This window comes from Microbacterium sp. PRF11 (genome assembly GCF_031844085.1).
Lineage (GTDB): Bacteria > Actinomycetota > Actinomycetes > Actinomycetales > Microbacteriaceae > Microbacterium.
The window spans coordinates 304,085-323,523 of record NZ_JAUZUP010000003.1; the positions used below are offsets into that span (position 1 = coordinate 304,085).

General features: G+C 70.6%; 25 protein-coding genes. 15 read left to right on the forward strand and 10 right to left on the reverse strand.

Annotated elements, in window-relative coordinates:
- Nucleotides 1–2: 2 nt before the first annotated feature.
- A complete protein-coding gene (gene cydB, locus Q9R20_RS10250) occupies nt 3–1,028 on the reverse strand; it encodes a cytochrome d ubiquinol oxidase subunit II (protein WP_311249248.1) in 1,026 nt (341 codons plus the stop codon).
- A 9-nt stretch (nt 1,029–1,037) separates the two neighbouring features.
- The gene (locus Q9R20_RS10255; protein WP_311249249.1) at nt 1,038–2,477 is read right to left on the reverse strand and encodes a cytochrome ubiquinol oxidase subunit I; all 1,440 of its coding nucleotides are present in this window, start codon (nt 2,475–2,477) and stop codon (nt 1,038–1,040) included.
- A gap of 131 nt (nt 2,478–2,608) precedes the next feature.
- Between Q9R20_RS10255 and Q9R20_RS10260 the strand changes: the two genes are divergently transcribed.
- Nucleotides 2,609–3,154, forward strand: a complete 546-nt coding sequence (locus Q9R20_RS10260; RefSeq protein ID WP_311249250.1) for a helix-turn-helix transcriptional regulator — start codon at nt 2,609–2,611, stop codon at nt 3,152–3,154.
- Nucleotides 3,155–3,251: 97 nt separating this feature from the next.
- Nucleotides 3,252–3,548: a hypothetical protein gene (locus tag Q9R20_RS10265; RefSeq protein WP_311249251.1), complete on the forward strand. Its 297-nt coding sequence runs from the start codon at nt 3,252–3,254 to the stop codon at nt 3,546–3,548.
- A gap of 36 nt (nt 3,549–3,584) precedes the next feature.
- Here Q9R20_RS10265 and Q9R20_RS10270 read toward each other — a convergent pair whose 3' ends face one another.
- Both Q9R20_RS10270 and Q9R20_RS10275 read right to left on the reverse strand, forming a co-directional pair.
- Nucleotides 3,585–3,917 carry a heavy-metal-associated domain-containing protein gene (locus tag Q9R20_RS10270; RefSeq protein WP_311249252.1) on the reverse strand — a complete coding sequence of 111 codons (333 nt, stop codon included), beginning with the start codon at nt 3,915–3,917 and terminating at the stop codon, nt 3,585–3,587.
- Nucleotides 3,918–3,928: 11 nt separating this feature from the next.
- The gene (locus Q9R20_RS10275) at nt 3,929–4,210 is read right to left on the reverse strand and encodes a metal-sensitive transcriptional regulator (protein WP_056230224.1); all 282 of its coding nucleotides are present in this window, start codon (nt 4,208–4,210) and stop codon (nt 3,929–3,931) included.
- Nucleotides 4,211–4,439: 229 nt separating this feature from the next.
- Between Q9R20_RS10275 and Q9R20_RS10280 the strand changes: the two genes are divergently transcribed.
- Entirely contained in the window at nt 4,440–4,802 is a 363-nt protein-coding gene (locus Q9R20_RS10280) for a hypothetical protein (RefSeq protein ID WP_311249253.1), read from the forward strand.
- On the opposite strand, the gene Q9R20_RS10285 is transcribed toward Q9R20_RS10280, so the two are convergent.
- Nucleotides 4,783–5,478, reverse strand: a complete 696-nt coding sequence (locus Q9R20_RS10285; protein WP_311249254.1) for an ABC transporter ATP-binding protein — start codon at nt 5,476–5,478, stop codon at nt 4,783–4,785. The two genes, Q9R20_RS10280 and Q9R20_RS10285, sit on opposite strands and share 20 nt — an antisense overlap.
- Nucleotides 5,475–6,536: an ABC transporter permease gene (locus tag Q9R20_RS10290; RefSeq protein ID WP_311249255.1), complete on the reverse strand. Its 1,062-nt coding sequence runs from the start codon at nt 6,534–6,536 to the stop codon at nt 5,475–5,477. The genes Q9R20_RS10285 and Q9R20_RS10290 overlap by 4 nt, the downstream gene beginning before the upstream one ends.
- A 145-nt stretch (nt 6,537–6,681) precedes the next feature.
- Between Q9R20_RS10290 and Q9R20_RS10295 the strand changes: the two genes are divergently transcribed.
- From Q9R20_RS10295 to yiaA, 9 genes are all read left to right on the forward strand, one after another.
- On the forward strand, nt 6,682–7,845 hold the full coding sequence (locus tag Q9R20_RS10295) for a sensor histidine kinase (RefSeq protein WP_311249256.1): 1,164 nt from the start codon (nt 6,682–6,684) through the stop codon (nt 7,843–7,845).
- On the forward strand, nt 7,842–8,462 hold the full coding sequence (locus Q9R20_RS10300; protein ID WP_295836743.1) for a response regulator transcription factor: 621 nt from the start codon (nt 7,842–7,844) through the stop codon (nt 8,460–8,462). Before Q9R20_RS10295 ends, Q9R20_RS10300 begins: the two co-directional genes overlap by 4 nt.
- Nucleotides 8,463–8,483: 21 nt before the next feature.
- On the forward strand, nt 8,484–8,984 hold the full coding sequence (locus Q9R20_RS10305) for a bifunctional nuclease family protein (protein ID WP_311249257.1): 501 nt from the start codon (nt 8,484–8,486) through the stop codon (nt 8,982–8,984).
- Nucleotides 8,985–9,067: 83 nt separating this feature from the next.
- Complete coding sequence (gnd, locus tag Q9R20_RS10310; protein WP_311249258.1) at nt 9,068–10,129, forward strand: phosphogluconate dehydrogenase (NAD(+)-dependent, decarboxylating); 1,062 nt, start codon at nt 9,068–9,070, stop codon at nt 10,127–10,129.
- Between the two features lie 88 nt (nt 10,130–10,217).
- Nucleotides 10,218–10,784, forward strand: coding sequence for a ribonuclease H (locus Q9R20_RS10315; RefSeq protein ID WP_311249259.1), 567 nt, complete (start codon nt 10,218–10,220; stop codon nt 10,782–10,784).
- Nucleotides 10,785–10,934: 150 nt separating this feature from the next.
- A complete protein-coding gene (locus Q9R20_RS10320; protein WP_311249260.1) occupies nt 10,935–11,588 on the forward strand; it encodes a hypothetical protein in 654 nt (217 codons plus the stop codon).
- Between the two features lie 89 nt (nt 11,589–11,677).
- On the forward strand, nt 11,678–12,559 hold the full coding sequence (locus Q9R20_RS10325; protein ID WP_311249261.1) for a S26 family signal peptidase: 882 nt from the start codon (nt 11,678–11,680) through the stop codon (nt 12,557–12,559).
- The gene (locus tag Q9R20_RS10330) at nt 12,556–13,413 is read left to right on the forward strand and encodes a LamG domain-containing protein (RefSeq protein ID WP_311249262.1); all 858 of its coding nucleotides are present in this window, start codon (nt 12,556–12,558) and stop codon (nt 13,411–13,413) included. The genes Q9R20_RS10325 and Q9R20_RS10330 overlap by 4 nt, the downstream gene beginning before the upstream one ends.
- 95 nt (nt 13,414–13,508) lie before the next feature.
- Nucleotides 13,509–13,976, forward strand: coding sequence for an inner membrane protein YiaA (gene yiaA, locus Q9R20_RS10335; protein ID WP_311249263.1), 468 nt, complete (start codon nt 13,509–13,511; stop codon nt 13,974–13,976).
- Nucleotides 13,977–13,979: 3 nt separating this feature from the next.
- Here the strand turns inward: yiaA and Q9R20_RS10340 are convergent, their stop codons facing one another.
- On the reverse strand, nt 13,980–14,951 hold the full coding sequence (locus tag Q9R20_RS10340; RefSeq protein WP_311249264.1) for an NAD-dependent epimerase/dehydratase family protein: 972 nt from the start codon (nt 14,949–14,951) through the stop codon (nt 13,980–13,982).
- 94 nt (nt 14,952–15,045) lie between these two features.
- Here Q9R20_RS10340 and Q9R20_RS10345 point away from each other — a divergent pair, with 94 nt between their 5' ends.
- A complete protein-coding gene (locus tag Q9R20_RS10345; RefSeq protein WP_311249265.1) occupies nt 15,046–15,339 on the forward strand; it encodes a hypothetical protein in 294 nt (97 codons plus the stop codon).
- 58 nt (nt 15,340–15,397) lie between these two features.
- Here Q9R20_RS10345 and Q9R20_RS10350 read toward each other — a convergent pair whose 3' ends face one another.
- Nucleotides 15,398–16,564 (reverse strand): GNAT family N-acetyltransferase, encoded by a 1,167-nt coding sequence (locus Q9R20_RS10350; protein ID WP_311249266.1) that lies wholly within the window; start codon nt 16,562–16,564, stop codon nt 15,398–15,400.
- Between the two features lie 162 nt (nt 16,565–16,726).
- On the opposite strand from Q9R20_RS10350, the gene Q9R20_RS10355 reads away from it, so the two are divergent.
- Entirely contained in the window at nt 16,727–17,011 is a 285-nt protein-coding gene (locus Q9R20_RS10355; RefSeq protein WP_311249267.1) for a hypothetical protein, read from the forward strand.
- Here the strand turns inward: Q9R20_RS10355 and Q9R20_RS10360 are convergent.
- Complete coding sequence (locus tag Q9R20_RS10360; RefSeq protein ID WP_311249268.1) at nt 17,002–17,490, reverse strand: GNAT family N-acetyltransferase; 489 nt, start codon at nt 17,488–17,490, stop codon at nt 17,002–17,004. The two genes, Q9R20_RS10355 and Q9R20_RS10360, sit on opposite strands and share 10 nt — an antisense overlap.
- A gap of 73 nt (nt 17,491–17,563) precedes the next feature.
- Nucleotides 17,564–18,598 carry an LLM class flavin-dependent oxidoreductase gene (locus tag Q9R20_RS10365; RefSeq protein WP_311249269.1) on the reverse strand — a complete coding sequence of 345 codons (1,035 nt, stop codon included), beginning with the start codon at nt 18,596–18,598 and terminating at the stop codon, nt 17,564–17,566.
- 89 nt (nt 18,599–18,687) lie between these two features.
- Here Q9R20_RS10365 and Q9R20_RS10370 point away from each other — a divergent pair, with 89 nt between their 5' ends.
- On the forward strand, nt 18,688–19,425 hold the full coding sequence (locus Q9R20_RS10370; protein WP_311249270.1) for a hypothetical protein: 738 nt from the start codon (nt 18,688–18,690) through the stop codon (nt 19,423–19,425).
- Nucleotides 19,426–19,439: the final 14 nt, after the last annotated feature.

The window sequence follows — 19,439 nt, forward strand, 5'->3', positions numbered from 1 at the left end:
GATCAGTGGGCGACGAGCGCGGCCTTCTCGATGCGGGCGCGGGTGACGCGCTTGCGGAACACCCAATAGGTCCACCCCTGGTAGGCGAGGATGAGCGGCAGGAAGATCAGCGCCGCCCAGCTCATGATCGTGAGCGTGTACTCGGTGCTCGAGGCGTTGTCGATCGTCAGGCTCGACCCCGCCGCGAGCGTCGAGGGCATGACGTTCGGGAACAGCGCGAAGAACAGCGCCGCGACGGAGGTGACGATGGTCACCGCGCCGAGGGTGAAGGCGGTTCCCTCGCGGTCCCGGGCATTCGCGAGCCACGAACCGATGAGCGTCAGGGCGGCGATCCCGGAGAAGGCGACCACGCCGAGGAACAGGGGGGCGTCGGCGGCGTTCGCGATCGTCCAGACGAGGAAGAGCGCCGCCAGCACGATCGTGACGAGACCCGCGCGGCCCGCGAGTCGTCGGGCGTCGGCACGCACCTGCCCGTCGGTCTTCAGTGCGACGAAGTACACCCCGTGCAGGAAGAACAGGCTCAGCGTCGTCAGCCCGCCGAGGATGCCGTAGGGGTTCAGCAGCGTCAGCACGGTGCCGACGTACTCGTGGTCGGCATCCAGGGGAACGCCCTGCACGATGTTCGCGAACGCGACGCCCCACAGGAACGCCGGCACCGCGGATCCCGCGACGATCATGCGGTCGAACGCGCGCTTCCACTGCGGCGAGTCGCGCTGGTGGCGGTACTCGAACGAGACGCCCCGGGCGATGAGGGCGAGGAGGATCGCCAGCAGCGGCAGGTAGAAGCCGCTGAACAGGGTGGCGTACCACTCCGGGAAGGAGGCGAAGAGGGCGGCACCGGCGACGATCACCCACGTCTCGTTGAGGTCCCAGACGGGTCCGATCGTGTTGATGATCTGGCGGCGGGCAATGTCGTCCTTGCCGAGGAAGGGCAGCGACATGCCGACACCGAAGTCGAAGCCGTCGAGCACGAAGTAGCCCACGAAGAGGAAGGCGACGATCCAGAACCAGAGGTGTGCGAGGTCCATGAGGGGCTCCTAGTAGACCGTGGTGGGGGTGTTCTCGACGGAGTCGTCGCGCTCGGCGTCGGGCTCGGGCAGAGGCTCGGGCCCCTTCTGTGCGAACTTCACGATGAGACCGAACTCCACGACCGCGAGGCTGGCGTAGACGAGGGTGAAGGCGATCAGCGAGATGAGCACGCTCCAGCCGGGGACGCTGGGCGAGACCCCGTCCTGGGTGAGCATGAGCCCGAAGACGATCCAGGGCTGGCGGCCCATCTCGGTGAAGACCCAGCCGACGAGGCTCGCGAGCATGGGCAGGGGGGCGGCCCAGATCGCCACGCGCCACATCCAGGGGGCGACCGGGCGGGTCGCCTTCTTGCGCGTGACCCAGAGGCCGACGACGCTCACGAGCGCCGCGATGCCGCCGAGGGCGATCATCCAGCGGAACGCCCAGTAGGTGACCCAGAGCACCGGGGCGAAGTTGCCGTCGACCTGATCGGCGAACTGCGGGAACATCTGCTGCGAGTAGAGGGTGTTGAGGTCGTTGATGCCCTCGACGCAGCCGTCGAGCGAGTGCGTCGACAGGATGCTGAGCAGGAACGGCACCCGGATGCTGAACAGCTCGCTCGTGCCGTCGGGGGTGCCGAGCGTGAAGATCGAGAACGAGGCGTCCTGTCCGCAGACGGTGTTGAAGGTCGCTTCCGCCGCCGCCATCTTCATCGGCTGGGTCGCGACCATGACGAGGCTCAGCTGGTCACCGACGATCGCGACGAGGACGAAGGACACGAGCGTTCCCCACAGGCCGAAGCGCAGCGTCTTGCGCATCATCTCGGTGTTGCGCCCGCGCGCCATGTGCCAGGCCGAGACGGCGACGACGACCATGGCGGCGAACATCCAGCCGGCGAAGATCGTGTGCGGGAAGGCGGCGAGGGCGACGGGGTTGGTGAGCATCGCCCAGAAGTCGACGAGCTCGGCGCGGTGGCCGTCGGCGGACATCTGGTAACCAACCGGGTTCTGCATGAAGGCGTTCGCGGCGATGATGAAGTACGCCGACAGGGTCGCACCGATGGATGCCATCCAGATGCTCGCGAGGTGGGCGAGGCGGGGGAGCTTGTCCCAGCCGAAGATCCACAGGCCGATGAAGGTCGCTTCGAGGAAGAAGGCCAGCAGCCCCTCGAAGGCGAGCGGCGCGCCGAAGACGTCGCCGACGAAGCGCGAATAGGCCGACCAGTTCATGCCGAACTGGAACTCCTGCACGATCCCGGTCACCACGCCCATCGCGAAGTTGATGAGGAAGATCTTCCCGAAGAAGCGCGTGATGTGCAGCCAGCGCACGTCGCCGGTGCGGTACCAGGCGGTCTGGAACACCGCCACGATCAACGACATCCCGAGCGTGAGGGGGACGAACAGGAAGTGGTAGAGCGTCGTCAACCCGAACTGCCAGCGGGCGAGGGCGAGGGGGTCGAGCCACTCCATCGGGAGCCTCCGATCGAACCGGAATGTGTGGTCAGACCACATGCTACGCCGGGCCTCTCCGGCGCGTCGGGGGATCGCTCGGCGTCGAACGATATACTCGGCAAGTCATTTCTGACCCGCCTGGAGGCGCCGTGTCCGTCCGCCTGAGCCTGCTCGCGATCCTCGATCGCGGCAGCTGCTACGGCTCCCAGCTGCGGGCCGAGTACGAGCGGCGCACCGGCGCCCGCGTCAACGTCGGCCAGGTCTACACGACGCTCGAGCGCCTCGAGCGCGACGGGCTCGTGCGGGGCGCCGGCCTCGACGACGAGGCGCGCGTGCTGTGGGAGCCGACCGCCGACGGCCGCGCCGAGGCCCGCGCCTGGCTCGCGGGGGCCTCCGTGGTCGAGGGTCGTGACGAGGTCGCCCTCAAGATCGCGCTCGCGGTGACGTTGCCGGGGGCCGATGTGCCCGGCATCCTGTCGATTCAGCGCGAGGCGATCCGTGCGGCGCTCGCGGAGGTGTCGGACGAGTCAGCGGATTCCGTGACCGCCGCGATCGTGCGAGCGGCTCGCCGTGAGCGGCTCGAGGCCGGGCTGCGCTGGCTCGACGAGGTCGAGGCGCTGACCGCGGGAGTTGAGCCGTTCGATCTGTCGGAGCAGCGTCCACGCCGCGGTCGCCCCGCTCGCACCGTCGTCTGAAGCGCGCGTACCGCCGTTTCACGATCTCGTCAAGGGCCACGCGATCGAGAGGCGCACCGCGCACCCTGAGAACACCCGGTAGACCCAAGGAGTTCTCATGGTCATGGAAGCACCCCTCAGTCGCCCGGGATCGTCGAAGGCCGCCGCTCGTGCCGCCATGAAAGCGACCGCAGCGCCCGTCGTGGCCCCGCCCGCCCTCACCGAGATCCCGTGGACGCGCATCGACCTCGACCTGTACGAGGTCGCTCGCGAGGGATACATCGTCGGCTACGTCGAGGTCGTCGGGGCGGTCTTCGTGGCCCTCGGCGGCCCGCGCTACGACCGCGCGGTCGAGATCTCGCAGCATCACACGTTCCACGCAGCCGTCGACGCGCTCATCCGCCGCGCCTACTGACCGAGGGGCGGGCGCGACGTCCGCGCCTCCTCGCCGTCAGCCGACGCGCGTGTAGCCGGCCTCGTCTACGGCCGCTGACAGGGCGTCATCGTCGGCCACGCCGGTGATGCGCACCAGGGATGCCTCACCGACCCGCAGGTCGACACCGACGACCGTGACGCCCTCGAGAGCGTCGAGCTCCTCGGTGACGGCGCGCACGCAGTGCGCGCACGTCATCCCCTCGACGCGGAGGACCGTGGTCGACTCTGCGTCCGACGGAACGACGGGAGTGGATGCCGCCGCCGCGTGGCCGCAACGGCATCCGTCGCCGCAGCCGCCACCGGCGGCGGGGCTCGAGGTGAGGCCGAGGTCGATGCGGTGTTCGGTCATGAGTGTTCCCTTCACGAGCGGACCAGGCGGGCGATCGCCTGGTTGGCTTCTTTGAGCTTCTCTTCGGCGACAGGGCCGCCCTGCGCGGCCGCTTCGGCCACGCAGTGGGAGAGGTGGTCGTCGAGCAGCGAGAGGGCGACGTTCTCGAGCGCCTTCGTCACCGCGGAGACCTGGGTGAGGATGTCGATGCAGTACTGATCGTCATCGACCATTCGCGCGATGCCGCGCACCTGCCCCTCGGCGCGACGCAGTCGCTTGAGGAGGTCGTCCTTGTGCCCCTCGTATCCGTGCATCCCTCGAGGATACCCCCACGGGGTATGTCTAGCACGCTGTTCCCCCCTGTCAACCCCCTCGGTTTCCGTGACCACGGGGCGGATGGTCGAGGGACAGGAGGTCGACATGCTCTCTCGTCAGACCGGTGGTGGTCAGCGATGACCGCCGACCCTTTCCCCACCGGCCCCCATCGCCCCGTGCGCATCCCGCACCTGCCCCCGTTGCGCTCGCAGCGGCGAGAATCGAAGGATGACGCGAACACTGGCAGCGCTTCCGGGCGCCGCTCGGAGGCTCTGTCTCAGTCGAAGAAACGGCGAGATCTGCACCCGTGAGGACGGTCACCGCGGCCTGCACCACCGCACCGGTGGTCGTCTGCTGTGGAGCGACCTGCAGGCCGACCCGCCGGAGTGCGCCGCGGCGGGGTCGCCCGCCGAACCCGCTCCGACGCTCGACGACGGATTCCCCGGCGGTCGGGCGTTGTGCCCGCTCTGCTGGGCGTTCGTGACCCGCGACGGCGCCGGCCTCCTGGAGCCTCATGACTCCTGGCGCGGTGACGAATCGCGTTCCGAGGCCGACCGCCGTCGTGAGTGGTTCAACGCTCACGGCTGGTGAGCAGAGCCGCCCGCCCGTCCACGACCTCGATCGTCTGGTCGAGGGTCGCCCGGTGCACGAGATCGTGCGTGACGAGCAGCGTCGACGTCTCCCGCTCGCGCGTCAACCGCGACAGCAATGCCATGATCTCGGCGCCCCGGGCGGTGTCGAGGGCGCTCGTCGGCTCGTCGACCAGCAGCACCCGCGGCTCGTGCACGAGGGCGCGGGCGATCGCCACGCGCTGCCGCTGACCACCCGAGAGCTGGGCGGGACGACGGTCGGCGACGGATCCGAGCCCGACGGCCTCCAGCAGCTCGTCGACCCGCGCGCGCAAAACGGCGCGTCGCTCGCGCCGGCCGGAGCCCCCGAGCTCCGCCATCACCCGCAGCTGCTCGCGGGCGGTGAGGGCGGGAAGCAGCTGGGGCTGCTGGAACACGATCCCGATGCGGTCTCGTCGCAGCGCGGTCGCCTCCGAGGCGCTGAGTCGGGTGGCATCCGTACCGGCGACCAGGACCCGCCCGGAGTCGGGACGGATCAGGGTGGCAGCCACGGCCAACAGGCTGGATTTGCCCGAGCCGGAGGGGCCGGTGATCCCGGTGACGAGGCCCGGGCGCCCCTCCAGGGTGACGTGGTCGACGGCGGTGACGCGCGCGTCGCCGTCGGGGTAGGTGAGGGTGACGTCGTCGAGAAGGATCATCGGGTGCTCCCGAGGGCGGTGAGAGGGTCGGACGAGGTGACGGTGCGCAGCGAGACGGCCGCGCCGAGCAGACCGAGCGCGATCATCGCCGCGGCGGGGGCGAGCGTCGTGAGCGGGCTCAGGACGAAGGGCAGAGCGCCGCCGGCGACGGCACCGAGCAGGGCGGTCAGGCCGATGCCGACCCCCACCCCCGCCCCGAGGACCACCAGCGCCTGACCGAGGGCGTCGCGCACCAGGGCGGGCGTGCTCGCCCCGAGGGCCTTGAGCACGGCGATGTCGGCCGAGCGCTGCATGGTCCACACCGTGAAGAACGCGCCGACCACGAGGGCCGAGACGCCGAAGAGCATCGCGATCATCAGCGCGAGGGAGCCGATCTCGGAGCGGAACGTCGACAGGGCCGTGAGACTCGCCAGGGGCGTGGATGCCGTGGTCCCGGTGTCGGCGGCCACGGAGTCCCAGGCCGGGGAGCCGGTGACGGCGAGCACCGTCGGCTGCCCCGTGCCGCCGAGGCGCTGGTCGAGGCTCGTCCAGGCGGTCGCGCTGAGCGTCAGCACCGGGGTGTGGCTGTACCAGTCGTCTCCGCCGATCTCTGCCACGCGGTAGGACGAGCCCGCGATGCTGATCTCGTCTCCGACCGCGGCTCCGAGGCTCTTCGCGGCCCCCGCCGACAGGTCGACCTCGTCGTCGTGGCGAGGGGCCGCGAAGCTCGTGCCCGCGTCGAGACCGAACAGGGCCACGGCGGTCGATCCGCCGGGACCCTCGGCCCGCGTCTGGGTGATCCCCACGGGGGTGACCGTGTCGACCCCCGGCGCCGCGCGCCAGGCGGCCGTGGTGTCGGACGCGATCGACGAGTCCGCGAACGTCGCGCCAGCGTCGGCGACCGGTTGCAGCACCAGACGGTCCCCGGGGAGCGCGAGGACGCTCGAGACGTTCTGGGCGGCGAGACCGCCGGTGAGGCCCGTGAGGAATCCGACGAGCAGGGTGATGAGGGCGACGACCGCCCCGATGAGGGCGAACCGCCCGCGGGCGAACCGCAGATCGCGCCATGCGACGTACACGTCGCCTCCTTCCGCCGGTGGATCTCACCGGTCCGCACCCAGCCTCGCGACGGGCGCCCGTGCGGACATCGGGGCAACGGGCGAACCTTCTCTCCACCTTTTGGATGATCCGCCCGGCCCGCGGGGTCCGTAGCCTGGACCCGACATGCCGCATCGCCCCCTCGCTCCGGTCTTCGCCGGACTCCGCCTCGGACCGCACGCCCTCTTCGCGGGTCTGCTGGTGCTCGTCGTCGTGCGGATTCTGCTCACGAACGGCTCGGCCGTCGCCCTGGCGCTCGTCGGCGCCCTCGGGGCGGTCTACCTCGCCGGGGCGGGTGTCGCCCGCGCGCGCAGGCCACTCCTCGGCTGTATGTGGGTGGCCGCCCTCACCGCGGTGTGGGCGGCGCTGGTCTGGCTGGTGCCCGAGGCCGCCTACCTCGTGTTCCCGCTGTTCTTCCTGTACCTGCACGTGTTGCCCCGCGTGGCGGGACCCCTCGCCGTCGTCGGGACCACCGGGGTGACGATCGCCGCTTTCGCCGTCCACGGCGGGCTCACCGTCGGTGGCGTCGTGGGACCGGTCGTCGGTGCGGGGGTCGCGCTGCTCATCGGTCTCGGGTACGCCGCCCTCGAGCGTCGCGCGGCCGAACGCGAGGCGCTCGTGCGCGAACTGCTCGCCACTCGCGACCGGTTGGCCGCCGCCGAACGGGAGCAGGGCGTGCTCGCCGAGCGGGCCCGACTCGCCCGTGAGATCCACGACACCGTCGCCCAGGGCCTCTCGAGCATCCAGATGCTGCTGTACGCGGCGGAGCGGGCGGATGCCGAGAGCCCCGGCGTCGCGCACGTGCGGCTCGCGCGGCAGACGGCGGCCGACGGTCTCGCCGAGGCGCGCCGCTTCATCCGAGAGCTCGCCCCGCCGAGCCTCGATCAGGGTCTCGGGCCGGCGCTGGAGCGTCTGACCATCGCCTGGAGCGAACGGGAGGGCGTGGCGGTCGACCTCGACGTCTCCGACGCGCGAGGGCTGCCCATGGACGCGCAGACGGCGCTCCTGCGTATCGCGCAGGGAGCTCTCGCCAACACCGCGCAGCACGCGCGCGCATCTCGAGCGCGTGTCGCCCTGGTCGCGGTCGAGGGGGGAGCACGGCTCACGGTGACCGACGACGGCGTCGGGTTCGATCCGGACAGCGCCGGCGACGCGGTATCCGGAACCGACTCGTTCGGGCTGCGGGCCATGCGCGAGCGCGTGGAACAGCTCGACGGCCGGTTATGCGTCGACAGCGCTCCGGGGCGGGGCGCATCGATCATCGTGACCCTTCCGGCGGGTGCGGCATGATCCGCGTCGTCATCGCCGACGACCACCCCGTCGTACGCGCGGGCGTTCGAGCGCTGTTGGATGCCGAGCCCGACATCGAGGTGGTCGGCGAGGCCGCGACCCCCGACGCCGCCGTCGCGCTCGCGGCGGAGCGGGCGCCCGAGCTCGTGCTGATGGACTTGCAGTTCGGCGACCGTGCCGCCGGTGCCGACGCCACCCGTCGGGTGCGGGCTCTCGCCGCTCCGCCCTACGTGCTCGTGCTGACCAACTACGACACCGACGGCGACATCCTGGGCGCCGTCGAAGCCGGAGCGAGCGGGTATCTGCTCAAGGACGCCCCTCCGCACGAGCTGCTCGCCGGGGTGCGCGCGGCCGCAGCCGGACAGAGCGCTCTGGCCCCCGCGATCGCGGGACGGCTGCTCGCACGGCTGCGCGAACCGCGGGTGACGCTCTCGGTCCGCGAGATCGAGGTGCTGCGGCTCGTCGCGCGCGGCGCGTCCAACGCCGACGTCGCGCAGCGCCTGCACATCACCGACGCGACGGTGAAGTCCCACCTCGCGCACGTGTTCAGCAAACTCGGCGTCACGTCGCGCACCGCCGCGGTCTCGAAGGCGAGGGGACTCGGCATCCTGCGCTGACCCCGCGCGTACGATGGGTCCATGATCCGGGTGCAGGTGGTCGGCGTCGCCCTCGACCCGGCCCAGCAGCACGTCATCCTGCTCAAGCCGCTCGACATCGAGGCCGACGGGGAGCGCGTGCTCCCCGTCTGGATCGGACCGCAGGAGGCGATGTCGATCCTCGTCGCGATCGAGGGGACCGGGAGCCCCCGCCCCCTCGCCCACGACCTCATGACCGCGATCCTCGGCGAGCTCTCGGCATCCGTCGACCGCGTGGAAGTGACGCATCTCGAGGAGGGCACCTTCTTCGCCCGCGTGGTGCTCGTCACCCCCGGCGGGCCGCGGACATTCGATGCACGGCCATCCGACGCCATCGCGCTGGCCGCCCGTGCGGACGCGCCCATCTGGGTGGCCGAGGCGGTCTTCGACGAAGCGGGCGTACCCGACGAGGCCGTCGAGCTCGAACCCTCCGCCGAGGAGGAGCGGGTGGAGGAGTTCCGCCGTTTCCTCGACGACGTCGATCCCGAGGACTTCCAGGGCTGAGCGGCCCCCGGCGAGCGCGGCGCTCCTAGACTCGCGGAGGGGCCGCGCGGCGCGGCCCGTGATCCACGACGAACGGGGTACGGATGCAACTCGCCATGGTCGGACTCGGACGGATGGGCGCCAACATCGTCCGCAGGCTCATGAAGGACGGGCACGACTGCGTCGTCTTCGACGTGAATCAGGATGCCGTCGCCACCCTCGTCGCGGAAGGCGCCACCGGCGCGACCAGCATCGCCGACCTGGCCTCCAAGCTCCAGAAGCCCCGCGCCGTCTGGCTGATGATCCCGGCCGGTCTCACCGGGAAGGTCGTCGACGAGGTGGCGGAGGTCCTCGAGCCCGGCGACATCATCATCGACGGCGGCAACTCGAACTACCGCGACGACGTGCGCCGCGCGAAGAAGCTGGACGAGACCGGCATCCACTATGTCGACGTGGGAACCAGCGGTGGCGTGTTCGGTCTCGAGCGCGGCTACTGCCTCATGGTCGGCGGGCACGACGAAGCCGTCTCCCACCTCGAACCCGTCCTGCGCACCATCGCCCCCGGACCCGGAGAGGTCGAGCGCACGCCCGGCCGCACCGGCGACTACACGACCGAGGAGCGCGGCTACCTGCACTGCGGTCCGTCGGGCTCAGGCCACTTCGTGAAGATGGTCCACAACGGCATCGAGTACGGCATCATGGCGGCGCTCGCCGAGGGACTGAACGTGCTGAACAACGCCGACGCGGGGCTGCACCAGGGCGAGCACTCCGCCGAGGTGGCACCGCTGGAGGAGCCCGCGTTCTACCAGTTCGACATCGACACCGCCCGCGTCACCGAACTCTGGCGTCGCGGATCGGTCATCTCGTCGTGGCTGCTCGACCTGACCGCCGCCGCTCTCGCGCAGAACCCCACCCTCGACGGTCTCGCCGGTCGGGTGTCCGACTCGGGCGAAGGTCGCTGGACCGTCAAGGCGGCCGTCGACACCGGCGTCCCGGTGCCCGTGCTGGCCGCGTCGCTGTTCGAGCGCTTCGCCTCGCGCGGCGAGGACCACTTCGCCAACCAGGTGCTCTCGGCGATGCGCCTGCAGTTCGGCGGGCACCAGGAGCTGCCCGCCGGCGACGTCCTCGAGGCCGGTCAGAAGAAGGCCGAGAGCGGTCGCGAGTAACCCGCGTCGCGTCGCCCCCGCCGTCGACTCGTCCTCGCCGGCGGGGGGCGTCGTCGTTTCGCGATGTCGAGCGCGAGAGACTAGGGGGATGAGCAGTACCGGTACGCCTTCGTCCTCCGACCGCTACGTCGTCGCCACCGACGGCGCCTGCAAGGGCAACCCCGGGCCCGCCGGGTGGGCGTGGGTCGGCGAGGACGGGCACTGGGCCGCGGGATCGATCCCCTCCGGGACGAACAACATCGGCGAACTGCTCGGGCTGCTCTACGCCATCACCGACCACGCCGACGTGCGCGAGCTCGTGGTGCAGGCGGACTCGAAGTACGCGATCGACACGTACTCGAAATGGATGGACGGCCACCGCCGCCGCGGGTGGGTCACCAGCGCGAAGAAGCCGGTCGCCAACCAGGGCATCCTCGAGGCGCTCATCGCCGCGCGCGATGCGCGTCGCGCGGCGGGGCTCCCCGACGTCGAGTTGGAACACGTGCGCGGGCACTCCGGTCACGTGCTGAACTCGTGGGCCGACGAGCGCGCCGTGCGCGCATCGCAGCACGCGGCGAAAGGCGAGGAGCTCATCTGGACCTCGCTCCGCGGCCTCGACAAGCTCGAGGTCACCTCGGCTCCGCCCCGTTCGGCGGCCGATCGCAACGGGCGCTGACCCGTTCGAGAAAAAATCTCCGGAATCTTCCGGACCCCGCGTCATGAATGACGGCTGACCTCATCTCTGTGGTGAGCGCATGCACGACCACGGGTGTTCCACCCGCAGTCCGGCCCGCTGCGTGTCCACGAACACCCGAATGAGGTCATCATGTCCACCCCTTCCCACCGCTCCCCGCTGAAGCGGCTCCGCTTCGCCCCCGTCGCCGTCATCGCCGGCGTCTCGGCATCCGTCTTCCTGGCGCTTTCCCTGACCGGCACCCTGTCGGGCTTCGCGGCGAGCATCACGAACGACATCAACACGGCGGCCTCCGGCACGCTGACGATGCAGGAGCAGAACGCCGGCGGCACCGTCACCTGCTCGAGCACCGACGGCGGCTCCGTCTCGACCAACTCGGCGACCTGCTCGTCGATCAACAAGTTCGGCGGCAGCACCACCATGACGCCGGGCAGCACGGTCAACACGTCCATCTCGATCAAGAACACCGGCACGGCGAACGCGAGCACCTTCACCCTCAGCCCGGGCTCGACCTGCACCCAGTCGAAGAACGGTTCGCAGAACGGCACCGCCACCGATCTGTGCGCCAAGATGAAGCTCGTCATCACGTCGGGTTCGACCACGGTGTTCAGCGGCACCCTCGCGAGCTTCGCCGGCGCCGCGGCCTCCGCCTTCACCATGCCCGCCGCCCCGGCCGCCGGCGCGACCGTCCCGTTCACCTTCGCGGTGACGCTCGACTCTTCCGCGGGCAACGCGTACCAGGGTCTGGCCGCCTCCGTGCCGATGACCTGGACGTTCACGTCCTGATCACCCAGGGTGTCCCGCCGCGTCCGACGGCGGGGCACCTCCTCCCTGCTTCCGGCCCCTCCGGCCGCCCTGTCATCGAACGGGAACACATGGCCCACCTCACGGCCCCACCCTTCCACCCCACCGATTTCGCGACGCCTGCCGACGGCCGCGGTCGCTCGGCCCTCGAGGCCGTCGCCGCGTGGTGCGTCGCCGTCGGCAGCGCGCTCGCTCTCGTCCTCGCCCTCGGCATCCTTCTCACCGGGGGCCGCTTCTTCGTCGTCGAAACCCCCTCGATGGGCGAAGCAGCCCCCGTCGGCACGCTCGTGGTGGTTCGGCCCGTCGACATCGGCACCCTTCACGCGGGCGACATCGTCACGTTCCGTGAGCCGTCGAACCCCGCGGTCACGTACACGCACCGCCTCGTGCGTGTCGAGCCCGACGGGTCTCTGCGCACCCGTGGCGACATCAACGGCGCGATCGACCCCTGGCCCCTCCGGCAGGACGACGTCATCGGCGCCCCGGTCGCCCTGATCCCCATCCTCGGGTGGATCTGCAAAGCCGCACTGATCCTCCTGGTGGGCGGCCTGCTGGTGTGGGTGCTCACCGACAGGTTCCGCGATCCCGTCACGCGGCGCAGCCTCCGCGTCGCCGGCTCGTGCCTCGTCGTCTCGTACGCCGCGTTCGTGCTCAAAGCGCTGGTCAACGTCGTGATGATCGGCAACGTGGTCGCCCGGGGCTCGGTGCACGCCACGGTCGTGTCGACCGGCATCCTGCCGACCCGCGTTCAGGCGCAGGGCGGCGACGGCGTGCGACTGCTCGACGGCCAGGTCGGCGAGCTCCACATTCCGCAGGTGGCCGGCGACGGCATCTACCGCCTGACGGCCACGACAGACCTGTCCCCGTGGGGGTGGGTGCTGGTCGGCGTGATCTGTCTCGTTCCCCTCGTCTGGTGTCTGAGAATCGGTCATCGGACGGAGGAGCGATCGTGACCGGTGGCGTCCGGCGCACCGGCAGAACGGTCGCCTCCGCGCTCGTGCTCGCGCTCGCGGTGCTCGCCGCCCTCGTCGGGGTGAACCCGACGTTCTCCGTCTTCGCCGCGACGGTGGTCAACAGCGGCAACTCCGCCGGCACGGCGACGTACTTCACGTGCGCAGCCGCCGCGACCACCGACAGGACCGCCCTGTTCGCGTACCCGCTCAATGAAGCCTCGGGCGCCTCGACAGCCGGTGACATCTCGGGGAACGGGGCCAACGGCGCCTACCAGGGCAAGATGACGTCGCAGGGGATCCCTCCGATCGCCTGTCCGCGCGACGCGGGTGGAGCCTACGTGCTGGACGGCTCGTCGAGCTATGTCGCGACGCCGAACGTGTACAACAACCCGCGGACCTTCACTCTCGAGGTGTGGTTCAAGACCACCACCGCCGGCGGCATGCTCATGGGATTCGGCGACAAGCGCACCGGTCTGTCCGGACAGCACGACCGCAAGCTGTACATGACGCCGAGCGGCCAGCTCATCTTCGGCATCTACAGCCCGGGCACCTCTGATCCCACGATCACGTCTCCGAAGTCGTATGCCGACGGAGCGTGGCATCTCGCGACCGCCACGCTCTCACCCTCGACCGGGATCCGCCTCTACGTCGACGGAGGTCTCGTCGCGTCCAACCCCGCGGCGACGAATCCCGAGCCGTACAGCGGCTACTGGCGCATCGGCTACGACAAGCTGACAGCTTGGCCCGACGCGTCCTCGAACTTCTTCTTCACGGGCTCGATGCGGGCCGCCGCTGTGTACGGAGTCGTGCTCTCCGCCGATCAGGTACGCAGTCACTACGTCGCCGGAACGTGACGCCGAGCATATATCACCGTGTCGGCATCCGACCTTCGCTAGCTTCTCCGCCACGGCATATACCCCCGCACAGGGGCTGACGAAAGGGCACGACAATGACGGACACGCAAAAGGTGCAGATGCTGGGCCGACCGACCGGTGCGTTCGTGGGCGCCTCCTGGGTCGCTCTCGGCCTGGGCGCGTCGGTGTACTTCATCGGCCTGTACAACGCGCATATGACGCTCGCAGAGAAAGGGTTCTACCTCGCGGTGTTCCTGCTCGGCCTGTTCGCGGCCATCTCGGTGCAGAAGGCGGTACGGGACCGCGCCGAGGACGTCCCCGTCACGGGCGCCTACCTCGGTGTCGCGTGGGGCATGCTCCTGGTCGCGCTCACGCTGATGGCCGTGGGCCTGTGGAACGCCGACCTGCTGCCCTCGGAGAAGGGCTTCTACGGCATCGGCTTCGCGATGAGCCTCTTCGCCGTCGTGGCGGTGCAGAAGAACGTGCGTGATCTCGCGGCTTTCCGTCAGGGGCACCCCGAGCCGGTCGTATCGAACGAGTTCCCGGGTATCCCCGCCTCCTGACGCTCACCCGACCCGCCCCTCGACCTCCAAAATCTCTTCTTCTTCGGCCGGCGTCAGCCCCGCGCGCCGCGGCCGATCGAGCCCTCGCCTCTCCTCGTCCTCGAGCACGCGCCGCACCGTCTCGGACAGCGGGCGGCGACGGCCACCGGATGCCACGAAGGCGGCATCGCTGCGACGAGCGAAACCTCTCGCACTCGCCGGCAGCCAGAGGGGGAGGGACCGGGGTCCCGCCCAGTGCGCGACACTGCGCGCAATCAGGGCGTCGTCGTCGAGGGTGACGGTCTCGCTCGACGTCCCGGCGGCATCGCGCGCCGCCGCGAGCACGGCGGCGAGCGGGTACTCCTCACCGACCGCGTTGACCGGGCCCGTGACACCGGAGCGCCCCGCGAGCTCGATCCACGCCGCGAGGTCGTCCACGTCGATCGCCTGCACGTGGCGGTCGGCGGTCTGCGGGGCCACGAGCCGACCTCCGCGGGCGTAGCGCGCCGGCCAGTAGCCGAAGCGGTCGGTGGGATCGCCCGGCCCCACGATGAGACCCGCCCGGACGAGCAGGGCGCGGCCGCCCCGCGCCTTCGAGGTGAGCCGTTCGGCGTGCACCTTGGCATCCGGATACTGCTCGAGGTCGCTCGGCTCGACGAGCTCCGCCGTCTCGTCGGCGAATGGGACGTCGGATCGGGCGTAGACCGAGACACTCGAGACGAGGGTCCAGTGAGCCGCGTGATCGGCGAGCGCGTCGAGGGCGGATGCCACGAACCCGGCGTCCCACGAGAGCTCGACCACCTCGTCCCAGTCTCGCCGCACGTCGTCGTACGCACCGGGGTCGTTGCGGTCTGCGCGGATCAAACGGGCTCCAGGAGCCGTGTCGCCGGATGCGCCACGGGCGAGGCACGTGACCTCGGCTCCCTGCGCGAGGGCGTGCAGCGCGATGGCGCGGCCGAGCCACGCCGTCCCGCCGAGGATGAGAACCTGTCGCATGGGGGCCAGCCAACCATCCTCCGTGGGTGGGGGCGAGCGGGTTCGCGGTGGGCGGAGGGGTCTCTCGCGCGTCTTCATCCGATAAGAAGAGGGTGTGACCGACCCCGCACCGCGCCCGTCTCTCATCCAGCAGCGGATGACGCTGTCGCGGGCCAGGAATCTCGCCGTGTTCCTCACAGCCCTCATGGCCTTTCAACTGTCGACGCAGATCGTCCGGCTCGTCGAGACGGACGGAAAATCTCCGTGGCTGTGGATCGGCGTCGTCGCCTTCGCCGTGCTCACGGCTCTCGGGGTCGTCGCGGTGGTCAAGGCGGTGCGCGCCATCCACGCGTTCGAGGCGGAGAACGGCAGGGACGCCGGGCGGCAGAAGCCGGTCGAGCGTCCCTGAATCCGCCCGCTCGATGCAACGTTCCCCATGCCCGAGGGGGCAGGGCGACGAGACCTGATCAAACGACGGGCGTCCCCTGATGGAAGAGGCATCGGGGTGCGGGGTCGTACCGCCAGAGGGACGATCGACGGCTGAGGCGATCCTCGAAGCGCAGCAGGTAGGTCAGCAGCACGGTGTCGGGTCCGACGAGCCGGCTCTCCCGCTCGTCGATGAGGGGCGGCGAGGGGTCGCTCCCGGGCTCCTTTCGGAGCGCGGCGACGATCGCTTCTCGGGTCCACCGGCGGCCGGACTGGCCGACCTCGACGAAAGAGGGGTCGAGCAGACGTTCCACTTCTCGCGGGTCGGCGCGGACGGCCGGATCCAGGAGCCGCTCCTCCGCCGCCCAGGCCGTGGCGACGAGGGCAGCGGCATCCTGAGCCCGTCCGGTGATGACGTACGCGCGCTCGATCCCGGCGGTCTCGCGCCCCCAGGTGCTCTGCGCGACGCGGCGCTGGTGGGCGTCGAACGCCGCCTCGTCGACGAACCGTTCGCTCACGCTCCATACCCCTTCGGTAGCGGTAGGGGTGACGTCGAAGGCGAGGCATCCCGGTTCGGCGCGGGTCAGCGCGATGTGCTCGTCGAGGTGCGCGCGCACGCGTTCCGCCTGGCTCGCGTCGGCGCAGCGCAACTCCCCGGTGAGCGTGACTTCCGGGCCGTATGGCGTGGGCGTCGTTGTCCCACCCGCCCAATCGCGTCGCAGCACGCTGTAGGCGACGGATGCCACAGGCTCGGCGCCTTCGACCGGCCATCCGTCGCGATAGTAGGCCTCGAGCACCCATCCGCACCGCTCGAAGACGCGCCGCATGGCGATGTTGTCTTCGCGCGTCTGACCCTCGAATCGGATGACGGAGGAGTGGCACGAGAAGACGAGGTCCGTGGCCGCCCGCAGCGCCGCCGTTCCGAAGCCGCGCCCGCGGGCTGCATTGGCCAGGCGCAGATCGACCATCGAGGTGGTGTCTTGAAGGTCGTGCAGCCGGATGACTCCGACGCGGCCGTCTGCCCCGTCGTCGATCCAGAACGTCTCGACGTCCTCGCCGTGCCAGGAGCCCGCGCGTATGTCGTTCTCGATCTGCGGGGCTGTGGGTCGAGCACGCACATGGAACGGGAATTCGTTCGAGGTGAGGAACGCCGTCAGCTCGGCGTTGTCTGCTCCCGCCAGGTCGACGCGCGTCAGTGAGATGCCCACCCGCCCACCGTAGACGCGCAGTCCGGGGGAGTCGAAGGCGGCCCGGTTACGCTGAGTCTCCCGAGCCCGCTGCCACCGAAGGAGCACCTCATCTCTCCCCACGTCATCCGCGCGCTGCGCACCGCGTCGCTGTCGATCGCCGGCATCGGCGCCGCCATCACGATGGGCGCTCTCGGTCCGTGGTTCACCCCGGTGATCCTGCTCATCGCGACGGCGGGCGCGCTCCTGGTCGTCTGGCGCAGCGACGGTGCGACCGCCGCAGCGCGGGCGACCGTCCCGGCGCTGGTGGTCGTGGTGGCGCTGACCGTGGCGTCGCTGCTCGGGCTCGCCGGCATCCTGCCCTCCGCGTGGGTCTGGGCGGCTCTCGGCGCGTACGCGGTGGCGTGGGGCGAGTACCTGGTGTCGCAGACCATCGCCCGCTCGCGGGGGCTGACGGGCTACCGGTGACCCGAGGGCGTTGCTGACGTCAGCTCGAGACACACGAGCCCCGGCCGCCCGTCCCACGAGGGCACGATGTCGAACCCGGCGGCGCGGTACATCCGCAGCGCGGGCTCGCGCCACTCCCACACCGACAGCCGCACCGGGCGCGCGACCGTCCGGAGGGCGGCGGTCAGCAAGGCGGAGCCGACGCCTCGTCCCCGGCCGCGGGGGTCGGTCCAGAAGCGCGAGAGCTCCGTTCCCGAGGCAGTCGCCGTCGACACGATGAGCCCGACGTCCTCGCCATCGAGAGCCGCGACCAGAACGACTCGCCCGTCGAACGCCGTCTCCGGGTCGTGGATCTCCCGCCCGTAGCGCTCGGGGAACGTCTCCTCCGCGAGCCCGCGTTCCCCCTTCTCCGCCTCGGTCTGACGCAGATAGCCGCCGACGAGAGCGCCGACGGTCTCGGCGTCGCGGGGGAAGAGAGCGGGACGGACGATGAGGCTCACCGTCTCACCGTAGACGTGCCGAACGGACCCGGATGCCGAGGTCCGCGGCATCCGGATCCGTTCATCGTCTCAATCAGACCGGGGCGAGCGTCGACTGCCAGCCGAGAGCGGGCGCGACGTGCTTCGCGAAGTTCTCGACGAGGCGGAGGTTGAACTCCACGCCCATCTGCGAGGGGATCGTGAGCATGAGCGTGTCGGCGCTCATCACCGCGGCGTCGTTCTGCAGCTGCTCGACCAGGCGGTCGGGCGTCGCGGCATACGTCTTGCCGAAGGTCGAGCGCATGCCGTCGATCACACCGATCTGATCGGACCCGGCGGAGCCGCCGAAGTACATCTCGTCTTCGGCCGTGACGATGGGGAAGATGCTGCGGCTGACCGACGTGCGCGGCTCGCCGGCGTGACCGGCCTCGCGCCACGCGGCGCGGAAGGCGTCGAGCTGCTGCGCCTGCAAGAGGTCGAAGGGCGTGCCGTCGGCCTCGGTGAGGAGTGTCGACGACATGAGGTTGACGCCCACACGGCCCGCCCACTCGGCCGTCGCGGTGGTGCCGGCTCCCCACCAGATGCGCGAGCGCAGGCCCGGGGAGTGCGGCTCGATGCGCTGCAGGCCCGTGCCGCCGCCGAAGGGGCTCATCGGGTCGCGTTCGGCGAGACCCTCGCCGTCGATCGCGCGCAGGAACAGGTCGAAGTGCTCGCGCGCGATGTCGCCGCCGCGGGGGTCCTGCGAGCCGGTGTATCCGAAGGCCTCGTAGCCGCGAACGACCGTCTCAGGTGAGCCGCGGCTCACGCCGAGCGCGAGCCGGTTGCCGCTGATGAGGTCGACGGATGCCGCTTCCTCGGCGAGCATGAGGGGGTTCTCGTAGCGCATGTCGATGACACCGGTGCCCACCTCGATGCGCGAGGTGCGCGCGGCGATGGCGGCGAGCAGGGGCATCGGAGCCGCCTGCTGACGGGCGAAGTGGTGCACGCGGAACGAGACGCCGTTGACCCCGAGATCGTCCATGCCCTGGGCGAGGTCGATCGCCTGGAGCATCGAGTCACCGGCGGTCAGCTGACGACCGCCGCCGAGGGGGCCGTAGTGGCCGAAGGAGAGGGTGCCGAAGGAGCGCATGCCAGGGAGAACGCCTCCCGCGCTGATCTATTCCCGCGCATGCACCGTGAACGGCCCCACCCGTGCGCAGGTGTGGAACCATTCAGAAGATGGACGAGGGCGCGCGCGAAGAGCTCGCGCGGTTGCGCGCGCGGGCCTACGGTCCGGACGCCGACATCGACGCCGATCCCGAGGCGTGGGCACGCCTGCGCGAACTCGAGGAGCGCGAACGCCTCGCCCCCGCTCCGGTCGACGCGGCGCCCATCGGACCGCGTGATGAGGTCGCGGCATCCGTGGATCCCGATGACGACGACGAGGACGAGGATGACCCTCCGGAGCGCCGGCCGCTCGTCCGCTCGAAGCGGGGGGTGTGGGCGTGGGCCGTCTCGCTCGCGGTGGTGACGGCGCTCGCCAGCGCAGCTACCGCACTCGGCCTGACCTTCGTGCCCGTGACCGGCTCGGCCGACGCGTCGCAGGTTGACACCCTCGAGCCCGATCCCGGAGCCGACACGCCCCCCGTGTTCGGCGAGCGCACCGGGGCGGAACGGGCGTTCCGCGACTACTACGGCGTGACCGCCTTCGTCGGCTACGCGCAGGTCGATGCGACCGAGAACCGCAGCCCCTGCATCTACCTGCTCGACACCGACGAAGTCTCCGACGACGAGGTACGCGGTCTCCGGGGGAACTTCGTTTACGGAGGGTGCGGCGCGGGCGTCTTCCCCGCCACGGTCGAGTTCGTCGTGGCGGACGGGATGCCGCCGCAGTTCGTCGAACGCTTCCCGATCGGCACGAGCGTGCAGTTCGTCTTCGACGGCGAGAACGTCGGGGTCTTCAGCGACCGGGGGTGAACCCCGGGCGCGGC

Coding starts and splice junctions, on each gene's coding strand:
- cydB (WP_311249248.1), bottom strand. CDS start 1,028: ATGGACCTCGCACACCTCTGGTTCTGGATCGTCGCCTTCCTCTTCGTG.
- Q9R20_RS10255 (WP_311249249.1), bottom strand. CDS start 2,477: ATGGAGTGGCTCGACCCCCTCGCCCTCGCCCGCTGGCAGTTCGGGTTG.
- Q9R20_RS10265 (WP_311249251.1), top strand. CDS start 3,252: ATGGTCATGGAAGCACCCCTCAGTCGCCCGGGATCGTCGAAGGCCGCC.
- Q9R20_RS10270 (WP_311249252.1), bottom strand. CDS start 3,917: ATGACCGAACACCGCATCGACCTCGGCCTCACCTCGAGCCCCGCCGCC.
- Q9R20_RS10275 (WP_056230224.1), bottom strand. CDS start 4,210: ATGCACGGATACGAGGGGCACAAGGACGACCTCCTCAAGCGACTGCGT.
- Q9R20_RS10280 (WP_311249253.1), top strand. CDS start 4,440: ATGACGCGAACACTGGCAGCGCTTCCGGGCGCCGCTCGGAGGCTCTGT.
- Q9R20_RS10285 (WP_311249254.1), bottom strand. CDS start 5,478: ATGATCCTTCTCGACGACGTCACCCTCACCTACCCCGACGGCGACGCG.
- Q9R20_RS10295 (WP_311249256.1), top strand. CDS start 6,682: ATGCCGCATCGCCCCCTCGCTCCGGTCTTCGCCGGACTCCGCCTCGGA.
- Q9R20_RS10300 (WP_295836743.1), top strand. CDS start 7,842: ATGATCCGCGTCGTCATCGCCGACGACCACCCCGTCGTACGCGCGGGC.
- Q9R20_RS10305 (WP_311249257.1), top strand. CDS start 8,484: ATGATCCGGGTGCAGGTGGTCGGCGTCGCCCTCGACCCGGCCCAGCAG.
- gnd (WP_311249258.1), top strand. CDS start 9,068: ATGCAACTCGCCATGGTCGGACTCGGACGGATGGGCGCCAACATCGTC.
- Q9R20_RS10315 (WP_311249259.1), top strand. CDS start 10,218: ATGAGCAGTACCGGTACGCCTTCGTCCTCCGACCGCTACGTCGTCGCC.
- Q9R20_RS10320 (WP_311249260.1), top strand. CDS start 10,935: ATGTCCACCCCTTCCCACCGCTCCCCGCTGAAGCGGCTCCGCTTCGCC.
- Q9R20_RS10325 (WP_311249261.1), top strand. CDS start 11,678: ATGGCCCACCTCACGGCCCCACCCTTCCACCCCACCGATTTCGCGACG.
- yiaA (WP_311249263.1), top strand. CDS start 13,509: ATGACGGACACGCAAAAGGTGCAGATGCTGGGCCGACCGACCGGTGCG.
- Q9R20_RS10340 (WP_311249264.1), bottom strand. CDS start 14,951: ATGCGACAGGTTCTCATCCTCGGCGGGACGGCGTGGCTCGGCCGCGCC.
- Q9R20_RS10355 (WP_311249267.1), top strand. CDS start 16,727: ATGGGCGCTCTCGGTCCGTGGTTCACCCCGGTGATCCTGCTCATCGCG.
- Q9R20_RS10365 (WP_311249269.1), bottom strand. CDS start 18,598: ATGCGCTCCTTCGGCACCCTCTCCTTCGGCCACTACGGCCCCCTCGGC.
- Q9R20_RS10370 (WP_311249270.1), top strand. CDS start 18,688: ATGGACGAGGGCGCGCGCGAAGAGCTCGCGCGGTTGCGCGCGCGGGCC.